Origin of the sequence: Streptomyces gelaticus (assembly GCF_014649535.1) — a bacterium.
Lineage (GTDB): Bacteria > Actinomycetota > Actinomycetes > Streptomycetales > Streptomycetaceae > Streptomyces > Streptomyces gelaticus.
The window spans coordinates 22,558-44,622 of record NZ_BMTF01000030.1; the positions used below are offsets into that span (position 1 = coordinate 22,558).

General features: G+C 70.9%; 19 protein-coding genes. 10 read left to right on the forward strand and 9 right to left on the reverse strand.

The annotated features are described in order from the left end of the window. Window positions 1-13: 13 nt before the first annotated feature. Complete coding sequence (locus tag IE107_RS30210) at window positions 14-2,401, forward strand: phosphoketolase family protein (RefSeq protein WP_189547546.1); 2,388 nt, start codon at window positions 14-16, stop codon at window positions 2,399-2,401. A 27-nt stretch (window positions 2,402-2,428) separates the two neighbouring features. On the opposite strand, the gene IE107_RS30215 is transcribed toward IE107_RS30210, so the two are convergent. Together IE107_RS30215 and IE107_RS30220 are read right to left on the reverse strand one after the other, a co-directional pair. Beyond that, the gene (locus IE107_RS30215; RefSeq protein ID WP_189547547.1) at window positions 2,429-2,752 is read right to left on the reverse strand and encodes a plasmid stabilization protein; all 324 of its coding nucleotides are present in this window, start codon (window positions 2,750-2,752) and stop codon (window positions 2,429-2,431) included. Between the two features lie 153 nt (window positions 2,753-2,905). After that, on the reverse strand, window positions 2,906-4,021 hold the full coding sequence (locus IE107_RS30220; protein WP_189547548.1) for a baeRF3 domain-containing protein: 1,116 nt from the start codon (window positions 4,019-4,021) through the stop codon (window positions 2,906-2,908). A 270-nt stretch (window positions 4,022-4,291) separates the two neighbouring features. Between IE107_RS30220 and IE107_RS30225 the strand changes: the two genes are divergently transcribed. Both IE107_RS30225 and IE107_RS30230 read left to right on the forward strand, forming a co-directional pair. Continuing rightward, complete coding sequence (locus tag IE107_RS30225; RefSeq protein WP_373302533.1) at window positions 4,292-4,858, forward strand: hypothetical protein; 567 nt, start codon at window positions 4,292-4,294, stop codon at window positions 4,856-4,858. 147 nt (window positions 4,859-5,005) lie between these two features. Then, window positions 5,006-5,536: an STAS domain-containing protein gene (locus IE107_RS30230; protein WP_189547549.1), complete on the forward strand. Its 531-nt coding sequence runs from the start codon at window positions 5,006-5,008 to the stop codon at window positions 5,534-5,536. Window positions 5,537-5,599: 63 nt separating this feature from the next. Here the strand turns inward: IE107_RS30230 and IE107_RS30235 are convergent, their stop codons facing one another. Next, a complete protein-coding gene (locus IE107_RS30235) occupies window positions 5,600-6,424 on the reverse strand; it encodes an endonuclease I family protein (protein ID WP_189547550.1) in 825 nt (274 codons plus the stop codon). 250 nt (window positions 6,425-6,674) lie between these two features. Between IE107_RS30235 and IE107_RS30240 the strand changes: the two genes are divergently transcribed. The 3 genes from IE107_RS30240 to IE107_RS30250 all read left to right on the forward strand — a co-directional run bounded on the left by IE107_RS30240 (window position 6,675) and on the right by IE107_RS30250 (window position 9,408). Then, window positions 6,675-6,875 carry a hypothetical protein gene (locus IE107_RS30240; protein ID WP_189547551.1) on the forward strand — a complete coding sequence of 67 codons (201 nt, stop codon included), beginning with the start codon at window positions 6,675-6,677 and terminating at the stop codon, window positions 6,873-6,875. A 79-nt stretch (window positions 6,876-6,954) separates the two neighbouring features. After that, complete coding sequence (locus IE107_RS30245; protein WP_189547552.1) at window positions 6,955-8,112, forward strand: methyltransferase; 1,158 nt, start codon at window positions 6,955-6,957, stop codon at window positions 8,110-8,112. 117 nt (window positions 8,113-8,229) lie between these two features. Continuing rightward, window positions 8,230-9,408: an acyl-CoA dehydrogenase family protein gene (locus tag IE107_RS30250; protein ID WP_189547553.1), complete on the forward strand. Its 1,179-nt coding sequence runs from the start codon at window positions 8,230-8,232 to the stop codon at window positions 9,406-9,408. 248 nt (window positions 9,409-9,656) lie between these two features. On the opposite strand, the gene IE107_RS30255 is transcribed toward IE107_RS30250, so the two are convergent. Next, the gene (locus IE107_RS30255; protein ID WP_189547554.1) at window positions 9,657-10,577 is read right to left on the reverse strand and encodes a pyridoxamine 5'-phosphate oxidase family protein; all 921 of its coding nucleotides are present in this window, start codon (window positions 10,575-10,577) and stop codon (window positions 9,657-9,659) included. A gap of 508 nt (window positions 10,578-11,085) precedes the next feature. Here IE107_RS30255 and IE107_RS30260 point away from each other — a divergent pair. Then, window positions 11,086-12,711: a sensor histidine kinase gene (locus IE107_RS30260; RefSeq protein ID WP_189547589.1), complete on the forward strand. Its 1,626-nt coding sequence runs from the start codon at window positions 11,086-11,088 to the stop codon at window positions 12,709-12,711. 32 nt (window positions 12,712-12,743) lie between these two features. Here the strand turns inward: IE107_RS30260 and IE107_RS30265 are convergent, their stop codons facing one another. The 4 genes from IE107_RS30265 to IE107_RS30280 all read right to left on the reverse strand — a co-directional run bounded on the left by IE107_RS30265 (window position 12,744) and on the right by IE107_RS30280 (window position 16,008). Then, on the reverse strand, window positions 12,744-13,454 hold the full coding sequence (locus IE107_RS30265; protein WP_189547555.1) for a response regulator: 711 nt from the start codon (window positions 13,452-13,454) through the stop codon (window positions 12,744-12,746). A gap of 103 nt (window positions 13,455-13,557) precedes the next feature. After that, complete coding sequence (locus IE107_RS30270; RefSeq protein WP_189547556.1) at window positions 13,558-14,019, reverse strand: Crp/Fnr family transcriptional regulator; 462 nt, start codon at window positions 14,017-14,019, stop codon at window positions 13,558-13,560. A 391-nt stretch (window positions 14,020-14,410) separates the two neighbouring features. Then, complete coding sequence (locus IE107_RS30275; protein ID WP_189547557.1) at window positions 14,411-15,298, reverse strand: universal stress protein; 888 nt, start codon at window positions 15,296-15,298, stop codon at window positions 14,411-14,413. A 62-nt stretch (window positions 15,299-15,360) separates the two neighbouring features. Continuing rightward, complete coding sequence (locus tag IE107_RS30280; protein ID WP_189547558.1) at window positions 15,361-16,008, reverse strand: CBS domain-containing protein; 648 nt, start codon at window positions 16,006-16,008, stop codon at window positions 15,361-15,363. Between the two features lie 321 nt (window positions 16,009-16,329). Between IE107_RS30280 and IE107_RS30285 the strand changes: the two genes are divergently transcribed. The 3 genes from IE107_RS30285 (at window position 16,330) to IE107_RS30295 (ending at window position 21,065) form a co-directional block, all read left to right on the forward strand. Further along, window positions 16,330-17,403, forward strand: coding sequence for a zinc-dependent alcohol dehydrogenase family protein (locus IE107_RS30285; RefSeq protein ID WP_189547559.1), 1,074 nt, complete (start codon window positions 16,330-16,332; stop codon window positions 17,401-17,403). Next, window positions 17,400-19,802: a glycoside hydrolase family 65 protein gene (locus tag IE107_RS30290; protein ID WP_189547560.1), complete on the forward strand. Its 2,403-nt coding sequence runs from the start codon at window positions 17,400-17,402 to the stop codon at window positions 19,800-19,802. The genes IE107_RS30285 and IE107_RS30290 overlap by 4 nt, the downstream gene beginning before the upstream one ends. Before the next feature lie 234 nt (window positions 19,803-20,036). Continuing rightward, window positions 20,037-21,065 (forward strand): zinc-binding alcohol dehydrogenase family protein, encoded by a 1,029-nt coding sequence (locus tag IE107_RS30295; RefSeq protein ID WP_268246626.1) that lies wholly within the window; start codon window positions 20,037-20,039, stop codon window positions 21,063-21,065. Between the two features lie 97 nt (window positions 21,066-21,162). Here IE107_RS30295 and IE107_RS30300 read toward each other — a convergent pair whose 3' ends face one another. After that, a complete protein-coding gene (locus tag IE107_RS30300) occupies window positions 21,163-22,038 on the reverse strand; it encodes a universal stress protein (protein WP_189547561.1) in 876 nt (291 codons plus the stop codon). Window positions 22,039-22,065 lie beyond the last annotated feature (27 nt).

The following is a 22,065-nucleotide window of genomic DNA, read 5'->3' on the forward strand; positions in this document are numbered from 1 at the left end:
GCTGGAGACATCCATGAGCAACGCCCCCGGTCCGGCAGCTCCGTCCGGCCCGTCCGACGAAGAGATCGCGGCACTCGACGCACACTGGCGGGCAGCCAACTACCTGGCCGTCGGCCAGATCTATCTGATGGACAACCCGCTCCTGACCCGGCCGCTCACCCGGGAGGACATCAAGCCGCGCCTGCTCGGCCACTGGGGCACCTCACCCGGACTGAACCTGGTGTACACCCACCTCAACCGTGTCATCAGGTCCCGCGGCGTCCAGGCCCTGGCCGTCTGGGGCCCCGGCCACGGCGGACCCGCCGTTCTCGCCAACTCCTGGCTGGAGGGCAGCTACTCGCAGACGTATCCCGACGTCGGCCGTGACGCCGAGGGCATGGGGATGCTGTTCAAGCAGTTCTCCTTCCCCGGCGGGGTGCCCAGCCATGTGGCACCGGAGACACCCGGCTCCATCCACGAGGGCGGCGAACTCGGCTACGCCCTCACCCACGCCTACGGGGCCGCCCTCGACCACCCCGATCTGGTCGTCACCTGCGTCATCGGCGACGGCGAGGCCGAGACCGGACCGCTCGCCGCGTCCTGGCACTCCAACAAGTTCCTCGATCCGGTGCACGACGGAGCCGTCCTCCCGGTCCTCCATCTCAACGGCTACAAGATCGCCAACCCGACCGTGCTCGCCCGCCTTCCCGAGACGGAGCTCGACGCCCTTCTCCGCGGCTACGGACACGACCCCCTGTACGTCGGCGGCGACGAACCGCTCAGTGTCCACCGGGCGATGGCCGCCGCGATGGACCGGGCTGTCGACCGGGTCCGCGAACTCCAGGCCGCCGCCCGCACCGGCGGTGACACCGGCCGCCCGCACTGGCCGATGATCGTGCTGCGCACCCCCAAGGGCTGGACCGGCCCGGCGGAGGTCGACGGGGTGCCCATCGAGGGCACCTGGCGCGCGCATCAGGTCCCGCTGCCCGGGGTCCGGGACAGCGAGGACCATCTGCGGCAGCTGGAGGAGTGGATGCGCTCCTACCGGCCCGAGGAACTCTTCGACGCGTCGGGGCGGCCACGCCCTCAGGTGCTCTCCTGCGTGCCCGGGGGCGACGCCCGGCTCGGCTCGACCCCGTACGCCAACGGCGGTCTGCTCCTGCGCGATCTGCCGATCCCGCCGCTGGACGCCCACGCCGTCGAGGTCGGCAAGCCCGGCACCGCGCTGCACGAGCCGACCCGGGTACTCGGCGGTCTGCTGGAAGCCGTCATGGCCGCGACCGCCGAGCGCCGGGACTTCCGCGTCGTCGGGCCCGACGAGACCGCCTCGAACCGGCTCGACGCCCTCTACGGCGCCACCGCCAAGGCCTGGCAGGAACGGATACTGCCGACCGACGAGCACCTGGCCCACGACGGACGTGTCATGGAGGTGCTCTCCGAGCATCTGTGCCAGGGCTGGCTGGAGGGATATCTGCTCACCGGCCGGCATGGCCTCTTCTCCTGTTACGAGGCGTTCGCCCACATCGTCGACTCGATGGTCAACCAGCACATCAAATGGCTCAGGACATCCCGCCGGCTGGCCTGGCGCCGCCCCATCGCCTCGCTCAACTACCTGCTCACCTCGCACGTCTGGCGCCAGGACCACAACGGCTTCTCCCACCAGGACCCGGGCTTCGTCGACCACATCCTCAACAAGAGCCCCGAGGTCGTGCGGGTCTATCTGCCGCCGGACGCCAACACCCTGCTCTCGGTCGCCGACCACGCGCTGCGCAGCCGCGACTACGTCAATGTGATCGTGGCCGGAAAGCAGCCCTCCTTCGACTGGCTCACCCTCGACCAGGCCCGCGCACACTGCGCGCGCGGGGCCGGTGTGTGGCAATGGGCGGGCACGGAGGACGGCAGCCGCGAGCCCGACGTGGTGCTCGCCTGCGCCGGCGACATACCCACACTGGAGACCCTGGCCGCGGCGGACCTGCTGCGCAGGCACCTGCCGGAACTTGCGGTGCGCGTGGTCAACGTGGTCGACATGGCGCGGCTGCTGCCCCGCGAGGAGCATCCGCACGGGATGCCGGACTTCGAGTACGACGCGGTGTTCACCCGGAACACGCCGGTGATCTTCGCCTACCACGGCTATCCCTGGCTGATCCACCGGCTCGCCTACCGGCGCGCCGGCCACGCGCAGCTGCATGTGCGCGGCTACAAGGAGGAGGGCACCACCACGACGCCCTTCGACATGGTGGTCCGCAATGACCTGGACCGTTACCGGCTGGTCATGGACGTCATCGACCGGGTGCCCGGCCTCGGTGTGCGCGCCGCGGCGGTACGCCAGGCGATGGCGGATGCCCGCACCCGCCATCACGCCTGGATCCGTGAACACGGCACCGACCTGCCGGAAGTGGCCGACTGGACCTGGAGCGGCTGACGCCGCCCCGGTTCCCCCGACGTGGGCTCAGCGGCCGACAGCGCGTGCCAGCTGGGCCTTCGTCATGTTCGACCGCCCATGGATGTTCTTCTTCCTCGCCTCTTCGTAGAGCTGGTCGCGGGTCGGCCCCTCCGCTCCGCTGCGGGAGCGCAGACCGCCGCGCCGCGAGGACGACATGTCCTCGACGGAGGTACGGCTCGCCGTCCTCGACTCACCGGCGCGGGCGCGTTCCTTGTTGACCGTACGGGCCGCGATCTCCTCGGCCCGGTCCTCGCTGACCCCGCGCTCCTGCGCGCTCTCCTTGATGTGCTCGTACTGTCGCTGCCGCTTGGCGTCGGATCCGCGTGGCATGGTGCGCTCACCCCTCTCCGCGGGGCCTGCCCCGCCTCCCCGGGACCTGTCCCGGGGCCGGGCGGCCCCCTCCCCAGTCTCCCAGCGACACCCCGGGCCCGCATGCCTGAGGCATGCGGGCCCGGGGCGGCTTACGGCATCGAGCCGGTCGGTTCAGTAGCGCAGGGCCGCCGCGATCCGTCCGTACTCCGCGAGCGAGCCGTCCGGGAGAAAGACCACGTCGGCGCCGCTGTCCAGGGCGGCCTCGACGAGTTCGTCCACGATGTCCTCGCGGACCGTGCCGTCCGTGAGGTCCGCGGCCTCGCCGCTCACCGGTTCCAGGTGCTCGTCCGTCACCCGAACCGTCTGCTGGAAGTGCTCCTCCACCGCGACCAGTCCGGCCCGGCCCTCCCGGACGGCGGCCCACACCTCGTCGAGACCGCCGGCGAAGGCACGGCGGCCGCGGGCCTCGTCCAGCCTGCCGTCGATCTCGGCGGCGAACCGCTGCTGCCGCTGGTCGAGCGCCGGCCGCAACTCCTTGAGCAGTTCGCTCGGTGCCATGTCGGCGGGCGCCCCCTTGGTGACCCGGCCGACGGCCGATTTGGCGCCCTCCCCGACCTCCTCCAGCAGAGCGAGCGCGGGGGCGAGGCCCATCAGGTAGAGGGGGCGCGGGTCCGCGGCCAGCACCGCGCGCAGCTTCTCGTCGACCGTGCGCAGGAAGTTGCGCGTCTCCTCGTCGCTGAAGGTGCTCGGGGTGTCGCCGATCTGCTCCTCGCGCTGCGGGTTGGGCGGCTCCTGCGGAGCCGTCAGCGGGAACCCGCCGTCCTGCTCCTCGCGCAGGGCGCCCGCCGTGCCGCTCCACAGGACGGCCCGGTCGGCCGACACGGTGAGCGCCCAGAACGGCCGGGCCTGCGCCTTCGCGGCGACCAGATTGCGGGTCAGATAGGTGTCGCTGAGCACCACTCGTTCGGGCGCGGTGCGTGGAAGCTGCCAGATCTGGTGCTCGTCGGCGGTGACGAGGAGCACCAGGGCGTCCAGGGCGCGTCGGGGGTCCACCTCGGTGACCGCCCGGTCGAGTTGTTCCTTGAGCGCGGTCCGTGCCTCGCGGGTGACCGCGGGGTCCGCTTCCAGCCGCCCGGTGGCCTCGGCCACCAGGTTGCGCAGCCGAACGGCGTCCTGGGCGTTGTCCGGAGCGCGGCGGTGCGTCGGCATGGTCAGGGACAGGGCCGGATAGGGCTTGACCGCCCGCAGTTTCTGCAACAGGCCGGCGGTCAGGGCATCCGTATCCATCGTTCTCTCCCAGGGTTTTCGGCCGGAATCCGCTCCCGAGCGAAGCGGGTGAATTCGACGAGTCAATTCATACCTTTTGATCCTAATATGAGCGAGTTCTTCACTGTTGTTCCCGGACGGGCATGCGATGTCCGCGCTCACCGTGTGGAAGTTCCAGTCGGCCGAGGGCGCGGAGGCCATGGAGACCTTGCTCAAGTCCCTTCTCTTTTCACGTCCCTGCCTTTGCCTGTCCCCCTTTCCCTTACGCCCTTCCGAGCAGACGGAGCGTCCGTGAACCCGATCAGTCCCCTGCGGCACGCCCTCGGCGGCCGCGCAGTCCGCACTCTGACCCCGGCCGTGCTGGCCGCGGTGATCATCGCCGGCACCGCCGCCTGCGGCGGCTCCGGCACCACCTCGACCGGCACGGCCAGGAGCACCCGAACGGTCTCCCCGGAACCGGCCATGACCCGGTCCGCGAGTCCCACCGGGCGTACTCAGCAGGAGTTCGCCGCCTCGGTCTCCGCCGCCGCCGAGCGCAACCGGCAGGAGGCGGTGAAGCAGCTCGAAGGTGTGCAGGGCCGGGGCAATGCGGTCAAGGACGTCTCGGTGACCGGGCAGCCGGTCGCGAAGTCCGAGGAGTTCCGCATCGCCCTCGTCCGCGTCACCAACCACACGGACAAGGTCGCCTTCTACGCCGTCAAGGTGGAATTCGTCGACGCGTCGGGGAAGGTGCTCGACTCCGTAGTGCTCGGCCTCCCGGACGTCCCGCCGGGACGGACCGTCAGCCAGCTCGCCAACAGCCGGAAGGCGGCCGGTGTCAAGACGTTCCCCCGGATCGCCCAGGCCGAGCGCAGCTGACGGCCGGGTGAGTGCCGCAGCCGGGGCCGTCACCGAAGCCCTGCATGAACTGCACACGCGGTTCACCGGGCTGCGGGACGGCCGACCGGCCGACTACATCCCGCAGTTGACGCGGATCGACCCGGACGCGTTCGGGCCGGTATCTCGGTGCGTGGGCGTGCGGCGCTCGGCGCCCTGTCGGAGCGGTTCGGCCTGCATCTGATGCAGAATCCGGCACTGGCCGGCTCCACCGTCACCCTCGTCGCGACGGCAGACACCGTGCCCGTCGCCGGGGTCGCGCCACCGGACCGTGCCCCGAGCGAACGGGTCGCGGTCTTGGCCGCCCAGGGTGCCATCGACTTCACGGCGGTCGAGCGGGTGCTGTACGCGTTGGACGAGTCGCGCCCTCGGGAGACGGGAACGGTCGTGCTGGACCTGCGGCAGGTGACCGGAATCGGCTGGGTGGCCCAGCCGCTGCTGAGCAGCGGGCTCGGCCGGATCGCGGCGGACGGGGTGCGTACCGCCGTGGCCGACCCCGGGCACCCGCTCGCCCCGCCCGGCCCCGGAGAGCCGGGCGGACCGGCGGCTGTGCGGCGTTTCGCCACCCGCGAGGAGGCCGTGGCGCTGGTGTACGAGCGGCACGGCCCGCTGAGCAGCGCGGCCCGCGCCGTCACGCCGCCGGCCGGGAGGGCTGCGTGACGGGGACCGATACCGGTCCGGCGGATGTCCGCAGACCGTCCGGTGCGGTTCTCCGGATCGGGCCTACCAGATGGACTCGACCCACTCGGGGTGGTCGATGAACGGGTTCCGGTTGTGCTGGTACTGGTCGAATATGACGTCGTTGCGCCGCTTCTCGAAGGCGTCCGGCGGGTCCTCCTGGCTCCACGCCTTCAGCACCGACAGACGGCCGATGTACGGGGCGGAGCCGTTGTTGACCTCGTCGTTGGGCTCCAGGTCGGGGAAGGAGTCGTCGCCCTCGTAGCGCACCGCCATGTAGAGCAGCATGCGGGCGACATCGCCCTTGACCGCGTCGCGCGGCTCGAAGGAGTCGCTGTCGGTGTAGTTGCCCGGCGCGCCGCTGACCGCGCTGCCGCCGTTGTCGAAGTCCTTGTTGCCGCGGATCGAGTTGACGGTCACGTCCTCCGGGCGCAGGTGGTGGATGTCGGTGCCGGGGCCGGTCGCGGTGCCGAAGTCGCCGTGGGACTTGGCCCAGACGTGCTCGCGGTTCCAGTCCCCGACCGACCCGCCGTTGGAGTTCTTGGACTGGGAACGGCCGGTGTAGAGGAGGATCACGTTCGAGCTGTTGGCCGGGTCCTCGTCGGTGTCCTTGAGGGCGTTCCAGACCTGGCTGTACGAGAGCTTCGTCTGGACCTCGATGATGTCGTGCAGGGCGCTCTTCAGCTGGGTGCCGGACTTGCCGAGCGCGTCCTGGTAGTACGTGTCGTCGAGTACCCGCAGCGGTGTCGCGGTGGTGGGCGTGTCCTGGGGCGTGGCGGCCGGTGCGGCGGCGGCCGTGCCGCCGAGCACCGCGAAGGCGGCAAGGGTCGCCAGCAGCGGGCGCCGGTGGCGAAGGTGACGACGGGACATGTGGGGTGTCCTCTCCGGAAAAGCGTGCGCCACGACACCGTCACAAGGTGGGGGTCGGCGCCGCGGCGGTCGTGTGGTACGTGGTAGCCGGGAGCTTTCCACACGCACCGTGACCATGGTGTGAACAGCGTGTACCTATCATGTGCAGGTCAAGTGACGGCTTGATCGTGGCCCCGGGAGCGGATCGCCGGGCCTCGGATGCGGCGCGCCGGGCAGGGGGTGAGAATGACCGAAAGGACGAGGAGGCGGCATGAGCGACGAGCCCGAATCCGTATCCGCATCTCGGGGAGTGACTCCCGACAGCCTCTTGCACACCGGTGGCAGCGACAATCCGTCGGCAGAGGACCTGGTGCTCGCCTCCGGGCGGGACCTGACTCCGAAGAATCTCCAATGGGCGGAGCGCAGGCTCGCCCGGGAGGGCCGGTCGGCGATCGACAAGGCGTTGCCCTAGCGGTACGCAGCGGCCCGGTGGCCCGGCGTGCGGGGAGTGTGCGGGCGGCTCCCCGCGGCTCGGCTAGCCTGGGTGCACAATGAACCGTTTGACGACGTCAGGGGCCGGGTTCGATCTCGCCCGCTACCCCGAGGACCCGCGCGACCCGTTCCGCGCCTGGGACGCTGCCGACGAGTACCTGCTGCGGCGGCTGGAAGGGGCCGACGGCGCGGATCCGGTCGATCTGTCGGGAGCCGTGGTCGTGGTGGGCGACCGCTGGGGCGCGCTGAGCACGGTGCTCGCCGCGCATCGCCCCGTACAGATCACCGACTCCTGCCTGGCGCAGCGCGCGACCCTGGCGAACCTCGACCGCAACGGGGTGGACACGGACGCGGTACGCCTGCTGTCCGCCAGGGACACGCCGCCGGACCGCATCGACGTCCTGCTGGTACGTGTACCGAAGAGCCTCGCGCTCCTGGAGGACCAGCTGCACCGGCTCGCCCCGGCCGTCCACCCGGACACCGTCGTCGTCGGCACCGGGATGGTCAAGGAGATCCACACCTCCACCCTCAAGCTCTTCGAGCGGATCATCGGTCCGACCCGCACCTCGCTGGCCGTCAAGAAGGCCCGGCTCATCTTCTCCACCCCGGGCCCGGCGACGGCCCGCACGCCCAGCCCCTGGCCCTACCGATATGAGCTGCCCGAGGGGATCGGTCCGGTCTCCGGCCGCACCGTCATCAACCATGCCGGGATCTTCTGCGCCGAGCGCCTCGACATCGGCACCCGGTTCTTCCTCGGCCACCTCCCCGAGCGCAGCGGACCCGACCGGGTCGTCGACCTCGGCTGCGGGAACGGCGTCGTCGGGCTGTCCGCGGCGCTCGCCAACCCCGAGGCGACGGTCACCTTCATCGACGAGTCGTACCAGGCGGTCGCCTCCGCGGAGGAGACCTTCCGGGCCAACACCGGCCCGGAAGCCGAGGCCCGGTTCCTGGTCGGCGACGGGCTGGCGGAACTGCCGCCCGCCAGTGTGGACCTGGTGCTCAACAACCCGCCGTTCCACTCCCACCAGGCCACCACCGACGCGACGGCCCGCGCCATGTTCCACGGGGCCCGCGCCGCACTGCGGCCCGGCGGAGAACTGTGGGTCGTCGGCAACCGGCACCTCGGGTACCACACCCGGCTCCGCCGTATCTTCGGCAACTGCGCCACGGTCGCCGGCGACCCGAAGTTCGTCGTGCTGCGCGCCGTCAAGCGCTGACCCCGGCCGCGGCCCCTCCCGTCGGAACCGTTCCGGCCCTTCCGGATTCTTGCAACACGTTCTACTGTGTGCGCCGCCGCACACGGACGACGCGACCGCGAGACTCCCGGAGGGGCCGTGCACCTCGAATACACGCCTGAACAGCAGCAGTTGCGGGCCGAGCTGCGCGGCTACTTCGCCGCACTGGTCCCCGACGACGCGTACACGCGCTACGCCGCCCCCGCGGCCCAGAAGGCCTTCTACCGGGAGACGATCCGCCGCCTCGGCACCGACGGCTGGCTCGGTGTGGGCTGGCCCACCGAGTACGGCGGGCGCGGACTGTCCCCGATGGAACAGTTCATCTTCTTCGACGAGGCCGCACAGGCGGGCGTCCCACTGCCACTGATGGCTCTCAACACCGTCGGCCCGACGATCATGCGGTACGGCACCGACGAACAGAAGGCGTACTTCCTGCCGAAGATCCTCTCCGGCGAGATCGACTTCGCGATCGGATACAGCGAACCCGACGCGGGCACCGATCTCGCCGCCCTCAAGACCCGGGCCGTGCGCGACGGCGACGAGTACGTCATCGACGGGCAGAAGATATGGACGACCAACGGCGACACCGCCGACTGGGTCTGGCTCGCCGTCCGCACCGACCCGGACGCGGCACCGCACAAGGGCATCACCATGCTGCTCGTCCCGACCACGGACCCCGGCTACTCCTGCACCCTGATCAACACCCTCGCCTCGCACGACACCACCGCCAGCTACTACGAGAACGTCCGTGTCCCCGTCTCCCGCCGTGTGGGCGACGAGAACAAGGGCTGGCGGCTCATCACCAACCAGCTCAACCACGAACGAGTCACCCTCGCCGCCCACGGCACCATGGCCATCCGCGCCCTCCACAACGTCCAGCGCTGGGCGGCGGACACCCGGCTCGCCGACGGCCGCCGCGTGATCGACCTCGGCTGGGTCCGCGCCCTGCTCGCCCGCACCCACACCAGGCTCGACGCCATGAAACTCCTCAACTGGCAGATGGTGTCCGCAGTGCAGAACGCGACCCTCACCCCGCAGGACGCCTCGGCCGTCAAGGTCTACGGATCCGAGGCGCGCCGCGACGCCTACGCCTGGCTGATGGAGGTCGTCGGCTCGGCGGGACCGCTCAAGGAAGGCTCGGCGGGCGCCGTGCTGCACGGCGAACTCGAACGCGGCTACCGTTCCGCGGTCATCTTCACCTTCGGCGGCGGCAACAACGAGATCCAGCGGGAGATCATCTCCTGGATCGGCCTGGGGATGCCGCGCGTACGGCGGTGAGCGCGTCGCGACGACCGTCCCCGACCGGCCCGTGGGCCTCGGGCCGGCCGGAGGACGAGGGTGGTCGGGCACTGCGAGTGGTGCAGCAGGGCCTGGGCGACCCGTCGAGCCGGAACCCGGAGCCGTCGTACCGACGCAGGGCGTCGACAGTCATCAGGCATCCGGGCCGACTGGTCACCTCGGACGTGGCAGTCGGGGCCGTTGTCGCTTGTGGCCGTAGCGGATGCTGTGCCGTGCCCCGACCGGTGCTACCGATCGGCCGGAGTGATCCGGCGGCCCGTGAGGCTCGTGGGCCGGATCGAGACCCACATCGCCCGCTCCCCGCCCGCCCATGGCGTGGTGTGGGCGTGCCGGACGAGCTCGCGCACGGCGTCGGGGTCCGTCACGGTGCTCGCAGGGCCGACGGCGAGCACACTCCAGCCCTGGCTCAGGGCGTCGTCCACGTGGTCGACCTCGAAGGCGACCTCCTTGCCCGCAGCCGCCGCGGTCACGGAGCCGGGCGCCGTCCGGAAGACGATGGCCTCGTCGACGACGTCGTAGTTGACCGGGACGACCGCCGGGCGGCCGTCGGGCGCCGACACTGCGACGCGCCCGACGCCGTGCGTGGAGAGAAGGACGCGGCACTCTTCCGGGCCGAGGTCCCGCAGCTGAGGATGCAGCAAGGCGTGTCCCCCGCCGGGCGGGAGGTCGATCCCGCCGCCGCGCAGAGCGGCGGCCGTGGTGCCCAGCGCGTCGGCCAGCCTGACGAGAGTCGCCAGGGTCGGATCCGCAGGCCGTTCCTCGAGGTAGGCGAGGTAGTTGGCCGACATCCGGGCGCGGCGGGCCGTTTCCTCCCGGCTGATCCCCAGCCTCCGGCGCTCGGCGGCCACACGCCGGCCGATGTCCCCGGGGTCGGCCGTCCCGCTCCGCGGGGCAGCCGGGGGCGTGGCCGCCGCCTCACTCGCGCCCGGCTGTGACCCGCGCGAGGATTCGGACCGTTCGTGTTGCATGCGGCGGACGTGTGCGTCGGGCCCGGGGAAGACGAGCGTCACGTCGTCCGTGTCCGACCAGCGCACGTCGTAGGGGGGCGTTCCGTCCTCGTGGTGCAGACCGACGATCTCGCCGTCGCGTCTGGCGGCGCCGGTTGCCGGACTCTCGATGACGAGTCGGTCGCCGAGGTGAGCTCGCATGATTGCCGCCCTCTCCTCAAAATGGTGCTGTATCCAACCTGCCACGCAGGACTCACCGCCGCATGGGCGAGAGCCGCGCGGACGCCGATGCGCGTTCCGTCCCCCTCCGAGAGCGGTTGGTCACGCCAGGCCCCCGGCTGCCGGCGGATTCCAGGGGACGTGGAGGCGAGCAGCCGGACCCGGGAGGCGTAGAACCGCTGGGCGGCCACCCGGCCGACCCGGACCACGAGCGCCCGGCCGAACTCCGGTTTCCCGGCATACACCGCTCGGACCGCCTCTGCATCCAACTCGCCTGGCGCCGCCCACCGGGTGCTTCTCGCCGTGAGGCTACTACCGTGAAGAGATGACCCCGCCGCGCTACGCGGGTCATGACGGAGGCACCGTGGGCGACAACGGCGACAACGGCGACAACGGCGACAACGGCGACAGGCGATCCGGCCGCTGCGGGGAGGCGCGCCGTCGGCTGGGTACGCTGCCGGGCGAACTCCAGGAACGTCTCGACGCCGTGATGCGGGGACCGGCCGAGGCGGCCCTGCTGCTGGACGCGGTCATGTCGGTGGGCAGAGAGCTCGATCTGCCCCGGGTGCTGCGTCGGATCGTCGAGGCCGCGGTCGTCGTGGTCGATGCCGAGTACGGGGCCCTGGGAGTGGTCGGCGAGGGAACCCGGCTCGCAGAGTTCCTGCCGGTGGGCGTCACGGCGGAGCAGCGCGAGGCCATCGGCCCCCTGCCGGAGGGGCACGGTATTCTCGGCGAGCTGATCCGACACCCGGAGCCGTTGCGGCTGGTGGAACTCTCCGAGCATCCGTCGTCCTACGGGTTTCCGCCGAACCATCCCCCGATGCACTCGTTCCTGGGGGTTCCCATCCGGGTTCGTGACAAGGTGTTCGGCAATCTGTACCTGACGGAGAAGCGGGGCGGCCGGGTCTTCGACACCGAGGACGAAACCGTGCTGTCGACGCTCGCGGTGGCGGCGGGAGTGGCCATCGAGAACGCCCGTCTGTACGTGGAGACGCGCGACCGCCAACGCTGGCAGGAAGCCAACAGCGAGATCGTCGCGGCCCTGCTGAGCGGGGTGGACGAGGCGCGCGTCCTGCGGATGATCGTTGATCACTCCTCGCACATCCTCGCCGCGGATCTCGGTGTGCTGGCACTGCCCGCGGATGGCGATCGCCTTCGGGTGGCACAGGCCTCCGGGCTGGACGCCGGGACACATCGCGGTCTGGTCCTGCCGCGGGCGGGATCGTTCGCAGGTGCGGCCCTGGATGCGGGGGAGCCGATCACGAGCCTCGATGTCGAACACGATCCGAGGATCACCGAGGGCCCGCCGAGGTGGACGGGGCTCGGCCCCGCTGTCGCGGTTCCGATGGTCACGGGGGAGCGGACCCGGGGGGTGCTGCTGCTGGCCCGGGCCCGGGAGCATCCAGCCTTCACCGATGCGGAGACCGCACCCCTGCTGCTGTTCGCCGGACAGGCGGCCCTTGCGCTGGAGCTCACCGAACGGCGCGAGTCCGCCGAGCAGATCGCCCTGCTGGAGGAACGCGACCGCATCGCCCGGGATCTGCACGACCTGGCCATTCAGAGGCTGTTCGCCACCGGGATGACACTGCAGAGCGTGGTACGGCTCGTGGAACATCCGCAGGCGAGCGAGCGGCTGCTGCGTGCGGTGGACGATCTGGACGAGACCATCAAGATCATCCGGTCCACCATCTTCGGGCTCCGTGCCACCGGCTCGGGCCGGGCCGGCCAGGGACTGCGAGCGCGGACAGCGGCCACGGTCGAGCAGGCCTCCCGGACCCTGGGCTTTCAGCCGTCGCTGCGCATGGGAGGGCTGATCGACACGGATGTCCCCGCCGAGACCGCCGAACAGGTGATCGCGGTGCTCGGCGAGGCGCTGAGCAACGTAGCCCGCCACGCACGGGCGACGGCGGTGGACATCTCGCTGGTGGTGGGAAGGGGCGAGGTGAATCTGATCGTGTCCGACAACGGTGTGGGCATGCCCAGCCATGTCGGTTCCCGCAGCGGGCTCGACAACCTCGCACGGCGCGCCGAGAAACTCGGCGGCGGGATGAGCGTGGGGGAGTCCGCACAGGGCGGAACCAGGCTGAGCTGGTGGGTGCCGCTGCGACTCTCCTGATGCCGCGCGGGGTGCCTGGCACAACCGTACGGTCAGATCCGATGGCGCCCGGCACCGGGCGGGGCGGCCTCGGTGGCGTGCGCGGCGATCACGGCCGCCTGGATGCGGCGCTCGACACCGAGCTTGGCCAGCAGACGGGAGATGTGGTTCTTGACCGTCTTCTCCGACAGGTAGAGGCGCTTGCCGATCTGGCTGTTGGTGAGTCCCTCGCCGATCAGCGCGAGGACGTCCTTCTCCCTCGCGGACAGCCCCGCCAGCGCGTCGTCCTCCTCGGAGCCGGTGCCGGATTCCTCCTCGCGCAGACTGCTCATCAGCCGTGCAGTCGTCGACGGGTCGAGGGTCGAGCGCCCGGAGGCCAGGGTGCGGACGGCGGTGACGAGGTCCGAGCCCTTGATCTCCTTCAGCACGTAGCCGGCCGCGCCGGCCATGATGGCATCGAGCAGTGCTTCGTCGTCGTCGAACGAGGTGAGCATCAGGCAGGCCAGGCCGGGCATCCGTGAGCGCAGCTCACGGCAGACCGTGATCCCGTCGCCGTCCGGCAGCCGCACATCGAGAATCGCCACATCGGGGCGGAGAGCCGGGCCGCGGGCCAGTGCGTGGTCGGCCGTGCCGGCGTCGCCGACGACTTCGATGTCGGGTTCCGAGTCGAGCAGATCCTGTACACCGCGCCTGACCACCTCGTGGTCGTCCAGCAGGAACACACGGATCGGTTTCTGCGCCGAGAACCCCGTGTCGTCGCTCATGGTGGCCCTCCTCGGCTTCAGGGATTGCGCAGTCCCGCTCCGTCATCGTGAGCTCGTACCAGCGGAACACACCAGGGTCGACCGGTCCCGTTCGCCGGTCCGTTCAGGCCTCAGGAGCCTCGGCCCGGGGGCCGTACAGCTGCAGCAGCCGTTGCCGTGTTCCGTGCAGGCGTTCCGCCACGGTCTCGGCGACGAACCTGTACACCGCCCGGCCGAGCACGGCATCGGCATCGCACAGCGAACGGACGGCGGCGGCATCGAATTCCACGGCCCGACCCGCCTGGATCACATGCGCCCCCAGATGCCAGACGTGCGGGGGGAACAGCCAGGACCATCCCAGCAGTTCGTCCCGGCCCAATGTCTCGACGACCGCCGCACGACGGCCGGGCACATGGAGGTCGACCTCGACCTGTCCGGAGCGGATGACCCAGAAACGGTCGGCCCTTCTGCCTTCCTCGAAGAGCCGCGCGTCGAGGACCAGCGGTACTTCGCGGGCCGCCTCGTCGAGCAGGCGGGCCCGGCTCTCGGGCGGGATCGCGTCGAGCAGACACCTGGCCGTTGACATGGAACCTCCGTTCCCGGCCGACGGCGTGTACCGCCCGCCCGTTCCGAACGATATGCGTGCTTGCGCAGGCACGCTCGGCCACGCGGTGCGAGGTGTCGTCCTCCACCGGTCCTTCGTGGTCATCCGGGCCGGTCAGCGGGCCGGCCGCTGTTCTGCGTGCCCCGTCCACTCCATCGTGTGGCGCCCGGGGCACATGGTGCTTGAGCCGACCGGCCCGGTTCCGCGACCCGGTCAGCCCATACGTGATCGTCATCGGATCCTGCCGGGGTTCGCACCCCATCGGCTCTCCGCCGGACCATGTGACGCATGCGGTCCTGCACCACGCGCACTGCCCGGTCCTCCGCGTACCCCGTCCTTGATTCCTCGGGCAGAGGGAGGACCGGTGCCGCGTTCAGGAGTTCGGCGGGCGGGTGTCCGGGACGACGGCGACGGGGCAGGACGCGTAGTGCAACACCGCGTGGCCCACCGGACCGAGGTGCGGAGCATGGTGCCCACCGGCACGGCGCGCGCCGACGACCAGGAGCTCCGCGTCCCGGGCCTCCTCGATGAGTACCTGGTGCACGGATCCCTGCAGCACGGAACGGTGGACATCGGCTTCGGCCCCGGTCCGTTCCAGTACGGCCAGGACGTCTTCGAGATGATCCTCGGCCTGCTGACGGTGTGCGGACGCCGGGGAACCGGCGAGCAGCGGATGATCCGTGGTTTCGTGGGCGGGGCAGCGCCAGGCACGTACGGCGGTCAGCTCGCCGTGGCGTGACACCGCCTGGGCGAGTGCGAAACGGGCGGCCGCAGACGGTCCTGCGGCGTCGCCGATTCCGACGACGACGCGGCCCGGTCTCGGCTGAGCGTCGGGTGCGGCCGTCGGGATCACGACAACCGGACAGTGGGACCGGCCCGCGACGGCGAGACTCACGGACCCCAGGAGCATGCGGGCGATCCGGCCGCGGCCACGCGAGCCGAGGATGACCAGGGCTGCCTCATGGCTCTCGCGCACCAGCGCGTTCACCGGATCCTCGGGCTGTACGTCGGCGATCACCTTCATCTCCGCGTGGAGGCGGCGCACACGTTCCTGCGCGGACGCGACGAGGTGCTCGGCGAGGATCTGTTCGGCCGGACGCCCGGTGTCGAAGGTGGGACGTATGCCTTCGTAGTGCTCCCACAACGACGCATGGACGACGCGCAGGGGAAGCCGTGAGCGCGCCGCTTCCGCCGCGGCCCAGTCCAGGGCCCGGAGACTGCCCTCCGACCCGTCCACTCCGACGACTATCGGGAACTGCATGGCTCCCACCGCCTTTCCTGCTCGGACGGCCGCCTGCTGCGATGTATGCGGTCACGGTTCGCTCAGGGCTGTCCTTCGAGCCGGCAGTCCACGCCGACGACGCCCTCCACGGATTGAGCGAGGCGGGCGGCGACGGGAATGAGGCCGGCGTCGGGGACGCGACCGGTGAGCGTGGCCATACCCCGGGTGACGCCGACCCGCACGTCCCGGTGCGAGTCGGGGAACAGGCGGTCGACGGCCTCGCGGCGTATCTCGGCGGCGAGGTCGTCGTCGGGGCGCAGGAAGATCTTGAGGAGATCGGCGCGGCTGACGATGCCCCTGAGCCTGCCGTCGGCGTCGACGACCGGCAGGCGCTTGATACGCCGTTCGGCCATGAGCCGGGCGGCCTGCGGGAGGGACGCGCCGGGCTCGATCGTGACGGCCGGGCGCGTCATCAGCTCCTCGGCCCGGACCGATCCGGCCTTGGCCGTGTCGCCGAGGCGGCGCATGTGGTTGATCATGCCGAGCCGGCGGTCGTGAAACTCCTCCTTGGGGAGCAGGTCGGCTTCGGAGACGACGCCGACGACTGTCCCCTCGTCCTCGACGACAGGTACGGCGGTGACCTTCCACCGCTCCATGGCGTCGGTGATCTCCTTGAATTCCGTGTCCGGAGTGACGGTGACGACGGTCTCCGTCATGACGTCGTTGACGGTGTACCGGGTGGAGGTCATGGCAGGTTCCTCGATGAGCACGGGCGAGCGGCCGATCGCCGCCGTGGGCGAACAGGGACGGACGGGTCCGACGGGGCCGCGGCGTCGGACCTGCGACGGGCGAGGACCCCGCGGCACGCACGGTGTGCCCCCCGTCCTTCATGCACAGCCTCGTACCGGCGGCAACGTGCCGGCAGCGTCTTCACCCTCACATCCCCGTGACCGGGACGGGAGGGGCCCGAAAGGTCCGGGCGGGGACCGACCGGCCCATGCGGATCGGGCCCGCGCCGGGTCAGCCTGGGGGAGAACCTCACCGGGGGACACAGGAAGAGGGGCGGCATCGTGAAGGCACTCGTTTTCCAGGGTCCGGGACGGATTGCGTGGCGGGACGTTCCCGACCCCGTGGTCAAGGACGCCGACGATGCGGTGATCCGCGTCGACGCCGTCACCATCTGCGGAACCGACCTGCACATCATCGAGGGAGATGTGCCCGAAGTGACTCCCGGCCGGGTGCTGGGGCACGAAGCCGTCGGCACGGTGGTCGAGGCCGGGGCCGGCGTCCGTACGGTCCGGCCCGGTGATCGTGTCCTGGTCTCGTGCATATCCGCGTGCGGCCGGTGCCGTTTCTGCCGTGACGGCCGCTACGGGCAGTGCCGGGGCGGGGGCGGCTGGGTGCTCGGACACACCGTCGACGGCACCCAGGCCGAATACGTACGGGTACCCTTCGCGGACCTGTCCGTGCACCCTTTGCCGGCCCCGGTCGACAGCCATGACGGCGTACTGCTCGCCGACATCTTCCCGACCGCCTACGAGGTCGGGGTACTGAACGGCGGCGTACGGCCCGGAGACACCGTCGTCGTGGTCGGGGCAGGCCCCATCGGACTCGCCGCCATCATCGGCGCCGGCCTCTACAGCCCCGGGAGAACCATCGCCGTCGACCTCGTCGAATCCCGGCTGGCCACCGCACGCTCCCTGGGCGCGGATGCGACGGCGGGCGCGGCCGAGGAACCCGGACAACTCGTCGACGACCTCACCGAGGGGCTCGGCGCCGATGTCGTCATCGAAGCCGTCGGCGTTCCCGAGGCCTTCGAGATGTGCACCCGGATGGTCCGGCCCGGAGGCCGCGTCGCGAACATCGGCGTCCACGGCAGGCCGGCGACGCTCCACCTCGAAGATCTGTGGATCAAGGACATCACCATCACCACGGGACTGGTCGACACGTACTCCACGCCCATGCTGCTGCGCATGCTGGCCGCCGGGCGGCTTCCTTCGTCCTCGCTGATCACCCACCGTTTCGAGCTCGGGCAGATGGAGGAGGCCTATGACGTGTTCTCCCGTGCCGCGGACACCGGTGCGCTCAAGGTGGTGCTGGGAGGACCGCAGCACACCGAGATCATCGCCCCGGCCCAAGCATGAGCACAGCATGCGTGTGGAACTTCACCGGCTACGACCCCAAGGCGGAGCGGACGGTAGAAGCCCTGTGCACGCTCGGCAACGGCAGATTCGCCACCAGGGGCGCCGCGTCCGAGTCACCGGCTGACGCCGTCCACTCTCCCGGCACCTACGCGGCCGGGTGCTACGACCGCCTCTTCTCGGAGGTCGCGGGAGAACGGGTCGGCAACGAGGACATGGTCAACCTGCCCGACTGGACGCGCCTGCGCTACCGCTGCCTGCCGGACGACGGACCGGCGGGGGAATGGCTCACCACCGACGACCCGAGTCTGCGGCGCCACAAGGTCTCGCTCGATCTGCGCGGCGGTGTGCTCACCCGCCACCTGCTCTTCCAGGACGGCCACGGCCGCCGGCTCGGTGTCACCCACACCAGACTCGTCCACATGGGTGACCCGTATCTCGCCGCCCAGAGAACCGCCTTCCACGGCTACGGCTGGAGCGGCACCGTCGAGGTCGAGTCCGTCATCGACGGTGACGTCACCAACAGCGGTGTCGAGCGGTACCGGGGGTTCGACGGACGTCATCTCACCGGCCACCGCGCCGGAGTCGAAGCGGACGGCGTGGCCTGGCTGTCCTGTCGGACCCGGTCGTCCCGGACCCGGATCGCCGTCGCCGTGCGAACGTTGTCGCGGCCCCTCGTCGCGGTGGCATCGAGCTGCACCGGAACCGGAACGGTCCAGAGATTCAGGCTGCCGGTCTCCCGCGGGCGTTCTGCCACCGTGGTGAAGTGCGCCGCGTTGTACACATCGCTGGACCGCCCCTCGGGCGACCCCCTCCCACTCGCCGTCGGGCGCGCGTTGCACGCGGCGGCGTTCGAGGCACTACTGGCCTCCCACCGTGCCGCCTGGGAACGCCTGTGGAGCCAGGGCGAACTGCGGGTACCCGGTGAATCGGGACGTATCCTCCGGCTCCACCTCTTCCATGTCCTGCAGACTCTGTCCCCGCACACGGCCGAGCTGGACGTCGGAGTGCCCGCCAGGGGACTGCACGGCGAGGCGTACCGGGGGCATGTCTTCTGGGACGAGTTGTTCGTACTGCCCTGCATCACCCTGCACTTCCCCGAAGTGGCACGGGGACTCCTGATGTACCGGCACCGCCGCCTGCCCGCGGCCCGTGACGCGGCCCGCCGGGCGGGTCTGCGAGGGGCGATGTTCCCCTGGCAGAGCGGCAGTTCGGGCGACGAGGAGACGCAGGCCCTGCATCTCAACCCCCGCTCGGGCCGCTGGCTTCCCGACCACTCGCACCTGCAGCGCCACGTCGGATCGGCCATCGCCTGGAACGTGTGGCGGTACGGGCGGAGCACCGGCGACACCGGATTCGTCGAAGGGCCCGGGGCGGAGCTGCTGCTCGGCATCGCCGGCTACTGGGGCAGCGTGGCCACGTACGACGCCGGTCGCGAGCGCTACCGCATCCGCGGTGTGGTGGGCCCGGACGAGTACCACGACGCCTACCCCGGGGCCTCGGTTCCCGGGATCGACGACAACGCGTACACCAATGTGACCGCGGCCTGGGTGCTCGCACGCGCACTGGAGGTGTTCGGCGGGCTCCCCGAGGCCCGTCGACGGGAGCTGGCCGAGCAACTCGGCCTGGACGACGGGACGCTGAACCTCTGGGAGGACATCTCCCGTCGACTGTACGTGCCGTTCCACGGCGGTGTCATCGGCCAGTTCGAGGGCTACGGCGAGCTGGCCGAACTGGACTGGGACGCCTACCGCTCCCGTTACTGCGACATCCGTCGGCTCGACCGGATCCTGGAGTCCGAGGGGGACACGGTCAATCGCTATCAGGCGTCCAAGCAGGCCGACACACTCATGCTCGGCTATCTCTTCCGCCCGGCCGAGTTGCGGTCCCTGTTCGACCGTCTCGGATACCGGCTCGACGACGAAGTGTGGCGCGCCACGGTCGGCTACTACCTGGATCGCACCAGTCATGGTTCGACCCTCAGCAGCCTGGTGCACGGCTGGGTGCTCGCGCGGGAGAGAGGTCCGGACGCCTGGCGGTACTGCGAGGAAGCCCTGCTCAGCGATGTGGCGGATGTTCAGGGCGGCACCACCGGCGAAGGCATCCACCTCGGTGCCATGGCCGGCACCCTCGATCTCGTCGAACGGGGCGTCGCAGGTCTGGAGGCAGGCCCGGACGGGCTCCGTGTCGAGCCCATGCCGCTCAGGGCGTTGCCGCGCTGCACGTTCACGTTCTGTTACCGGGGACACAGCGGCATCCGTGTTCGGCTGCTGCCGGGCCGACTGGGGATTCGCGTGCCCCGCTCGCGGCCGGCCTCCCCGCTGACCTTGTGCCTGCCCGGCGAACGGATAGTGACCGTGGCCGCAGGGGAGGAGCGCTGGTTCCGCCTGCCCGTGCGCTGACTTCTCGCGGGGCCGGCGCGGGTCAGCAGGGCCGTCCGGACCGCTTGACCGGCCCTTGGCCTTCCCTCGATCGAGCACGGGTCGCAGTTCCCAGGCCTCACCGGGAGCCGACAGCTCGCCGGGGTCGTTCACGACCACATCGGCGCCATGGCGGCGCAGCCCGGCGTGCGCGTGCGGCCCTCGGTCCCGAGGTGAGCGTTTGCCGGACCTGCCGGCCGGCGTCAGGCTGGGAGCGTGGTGGGCGTACCGGCTTCGGAAGCGCTGACCGGGTGGGCCGTGGGGAGCCCCGGTCCGATCGGGGACGGCCCGCTGGTGCGTGTGCGGCGGGCGATGCCCTCACCGGGCTCCGGTGAGCTGTTGCTCACGGTGGAGGCATGCGGTGTGTGCCGCACCGACCTGCACCTTGCCGAGGGTGATCTGCGCCCGCACCGGGCGTCCACCGTTCCCGGCCATGAGATTGTCGGCCGGGTGGCCGCCGTCGGAGAGTCCGTCACGGGATTCCGGGCCGGCGACCGGGCCGGTGGGGCGTGGCTGCGCAGCACCTGCGGGCACTGCCGCTACTGCCGGGCCGGCCGCGAGAACCTCTGCCCGGCCTCCCTCTACACCGGCTGGGACGCGGACGGAGGTTTCGCCGACATCGCCCTCGTGCCGGCCGACTACGCCTACCGGCTCCCGGAGGACCAGGACGCCGCGCAGCTGGCGCCGCTGCTGTGCGCCGGGATCATCGGCTACCGCGCCCTGCGCCGCAGCGCCCTGCCGCCCGGCGGCCGGCTCGGGATCTACGGCTTCGGGGCCTCGGCCCATCTGGCGGCGCAGGTCGCCCTGTCCGAAGGAGCGATCGTGCACGTGCTGACCCGTTCGGCACGGGCCCGTGAACTCGCCCTCGACCTGGGCGCCTCCTCCGTGGGCGGCGCCTACGGCCATCCGCCCGAACCACTGGATTCGGCGATCCTGTTCGCACCGGTCGGTGATCTGGTGCCCGTGGCACTGGAGGCACTGGACCGTTCGGGAACGCTCGCCGTCGCGGGCATCCATCTCACCGACATCCCCGTGCTCAATTACCGGCGCCACCTCTTCGAGGAACGGAACCTGCGCAGCGTCACGTCCAACACCCGGCAGGACGGCCGCGACTTCCTGGACACGGCCGCACGGATCGGCATGCAGGTCACCGTCAGTCCCTATCCGCTGAGCCGCGCCGACCAGGCTCTGACGGATCTGGCCGCCGACCGGGTCAGCGGCGCCGCCGTCCTCGTGCCGGGATGAACAGGATCTGCATGCCCGCTCCGGTCGGCACACTCCCTCCGGTCGGCCCATGCCTTGCTGAAACCCGCAGTCACCGCACCTACGGCGGAGGGCATCATCATTCGTGAGCGATTACGGCGACGGGCGCGGTGGAGTGGTGGAGGATCGCGTGAGCGATCGGGCCGATGTGCATGCCGACCGAGGACCGCCGGATGCGACGGCCGACGACCACCAGACCCGCTTCGGAACCTGCTTCCAGGAGTTGCTGGGAGGAGGGCCCGACCGTCGCCTGCGCGTCGAGGTCGACAGCCGGATACATGTCCCGCCACGGCCTCAGCATGTCGTCCAGGCCGTTTCGCTCGGTCCGGGCGATCTGGGCATTGACTTCACGGCTGTACGCGAATCCGGACCCGGCCAGCGGGGGCAGCATCCAGCTGTGCAGCGCATGGAGAGTGCAGCCCCGCCGTGATGCCTCGTCGAACGCGAAGGAGAGCAGGGCGTCGCACGGCCGGCCGGTGTCGACGCCCACGACCACGCCGCGGTCCAGGTGCCGCCCCTGGTCGTGCGGCAGGGTGTCCTCGGCCGCGCGTACCAGGACGACGGGCTGCTCCACCGCGTGGATGACGGCCATGCCGACGGAACCGAGAACGAAACCCCTGAGTGTGCCCAGTCCGCGGGAGCCGAGCACCAGCATGCTCGCGCCCGCTGTGGCGCGGGCCAGTGAGGGGGCTGGTTGTCCGTCGAAAGATTCGGCGCTGATGTCCAGTCGCGGGTGTCTGTCCAGCAGTTCGTCGCAGGCGTCACGAAGGAGGGTCCGAGCCGCTTGGCGGCGCTCCTCGGAGCGGGCCGCGGGAACGCCGGGGCGCGGAGACCATGTTTCGGCGTGGACGAGATGGAGGGGCGCACTGCGCATGAGCGCTTCCCGCGCGGCCCAATGAGCTGCCGCGACACTTTCTGCGGATCCGTCGAGGCCGACGACAACACGCCGGTTCATGATGGCCCTCCTCGGGCAGGGGCTGCT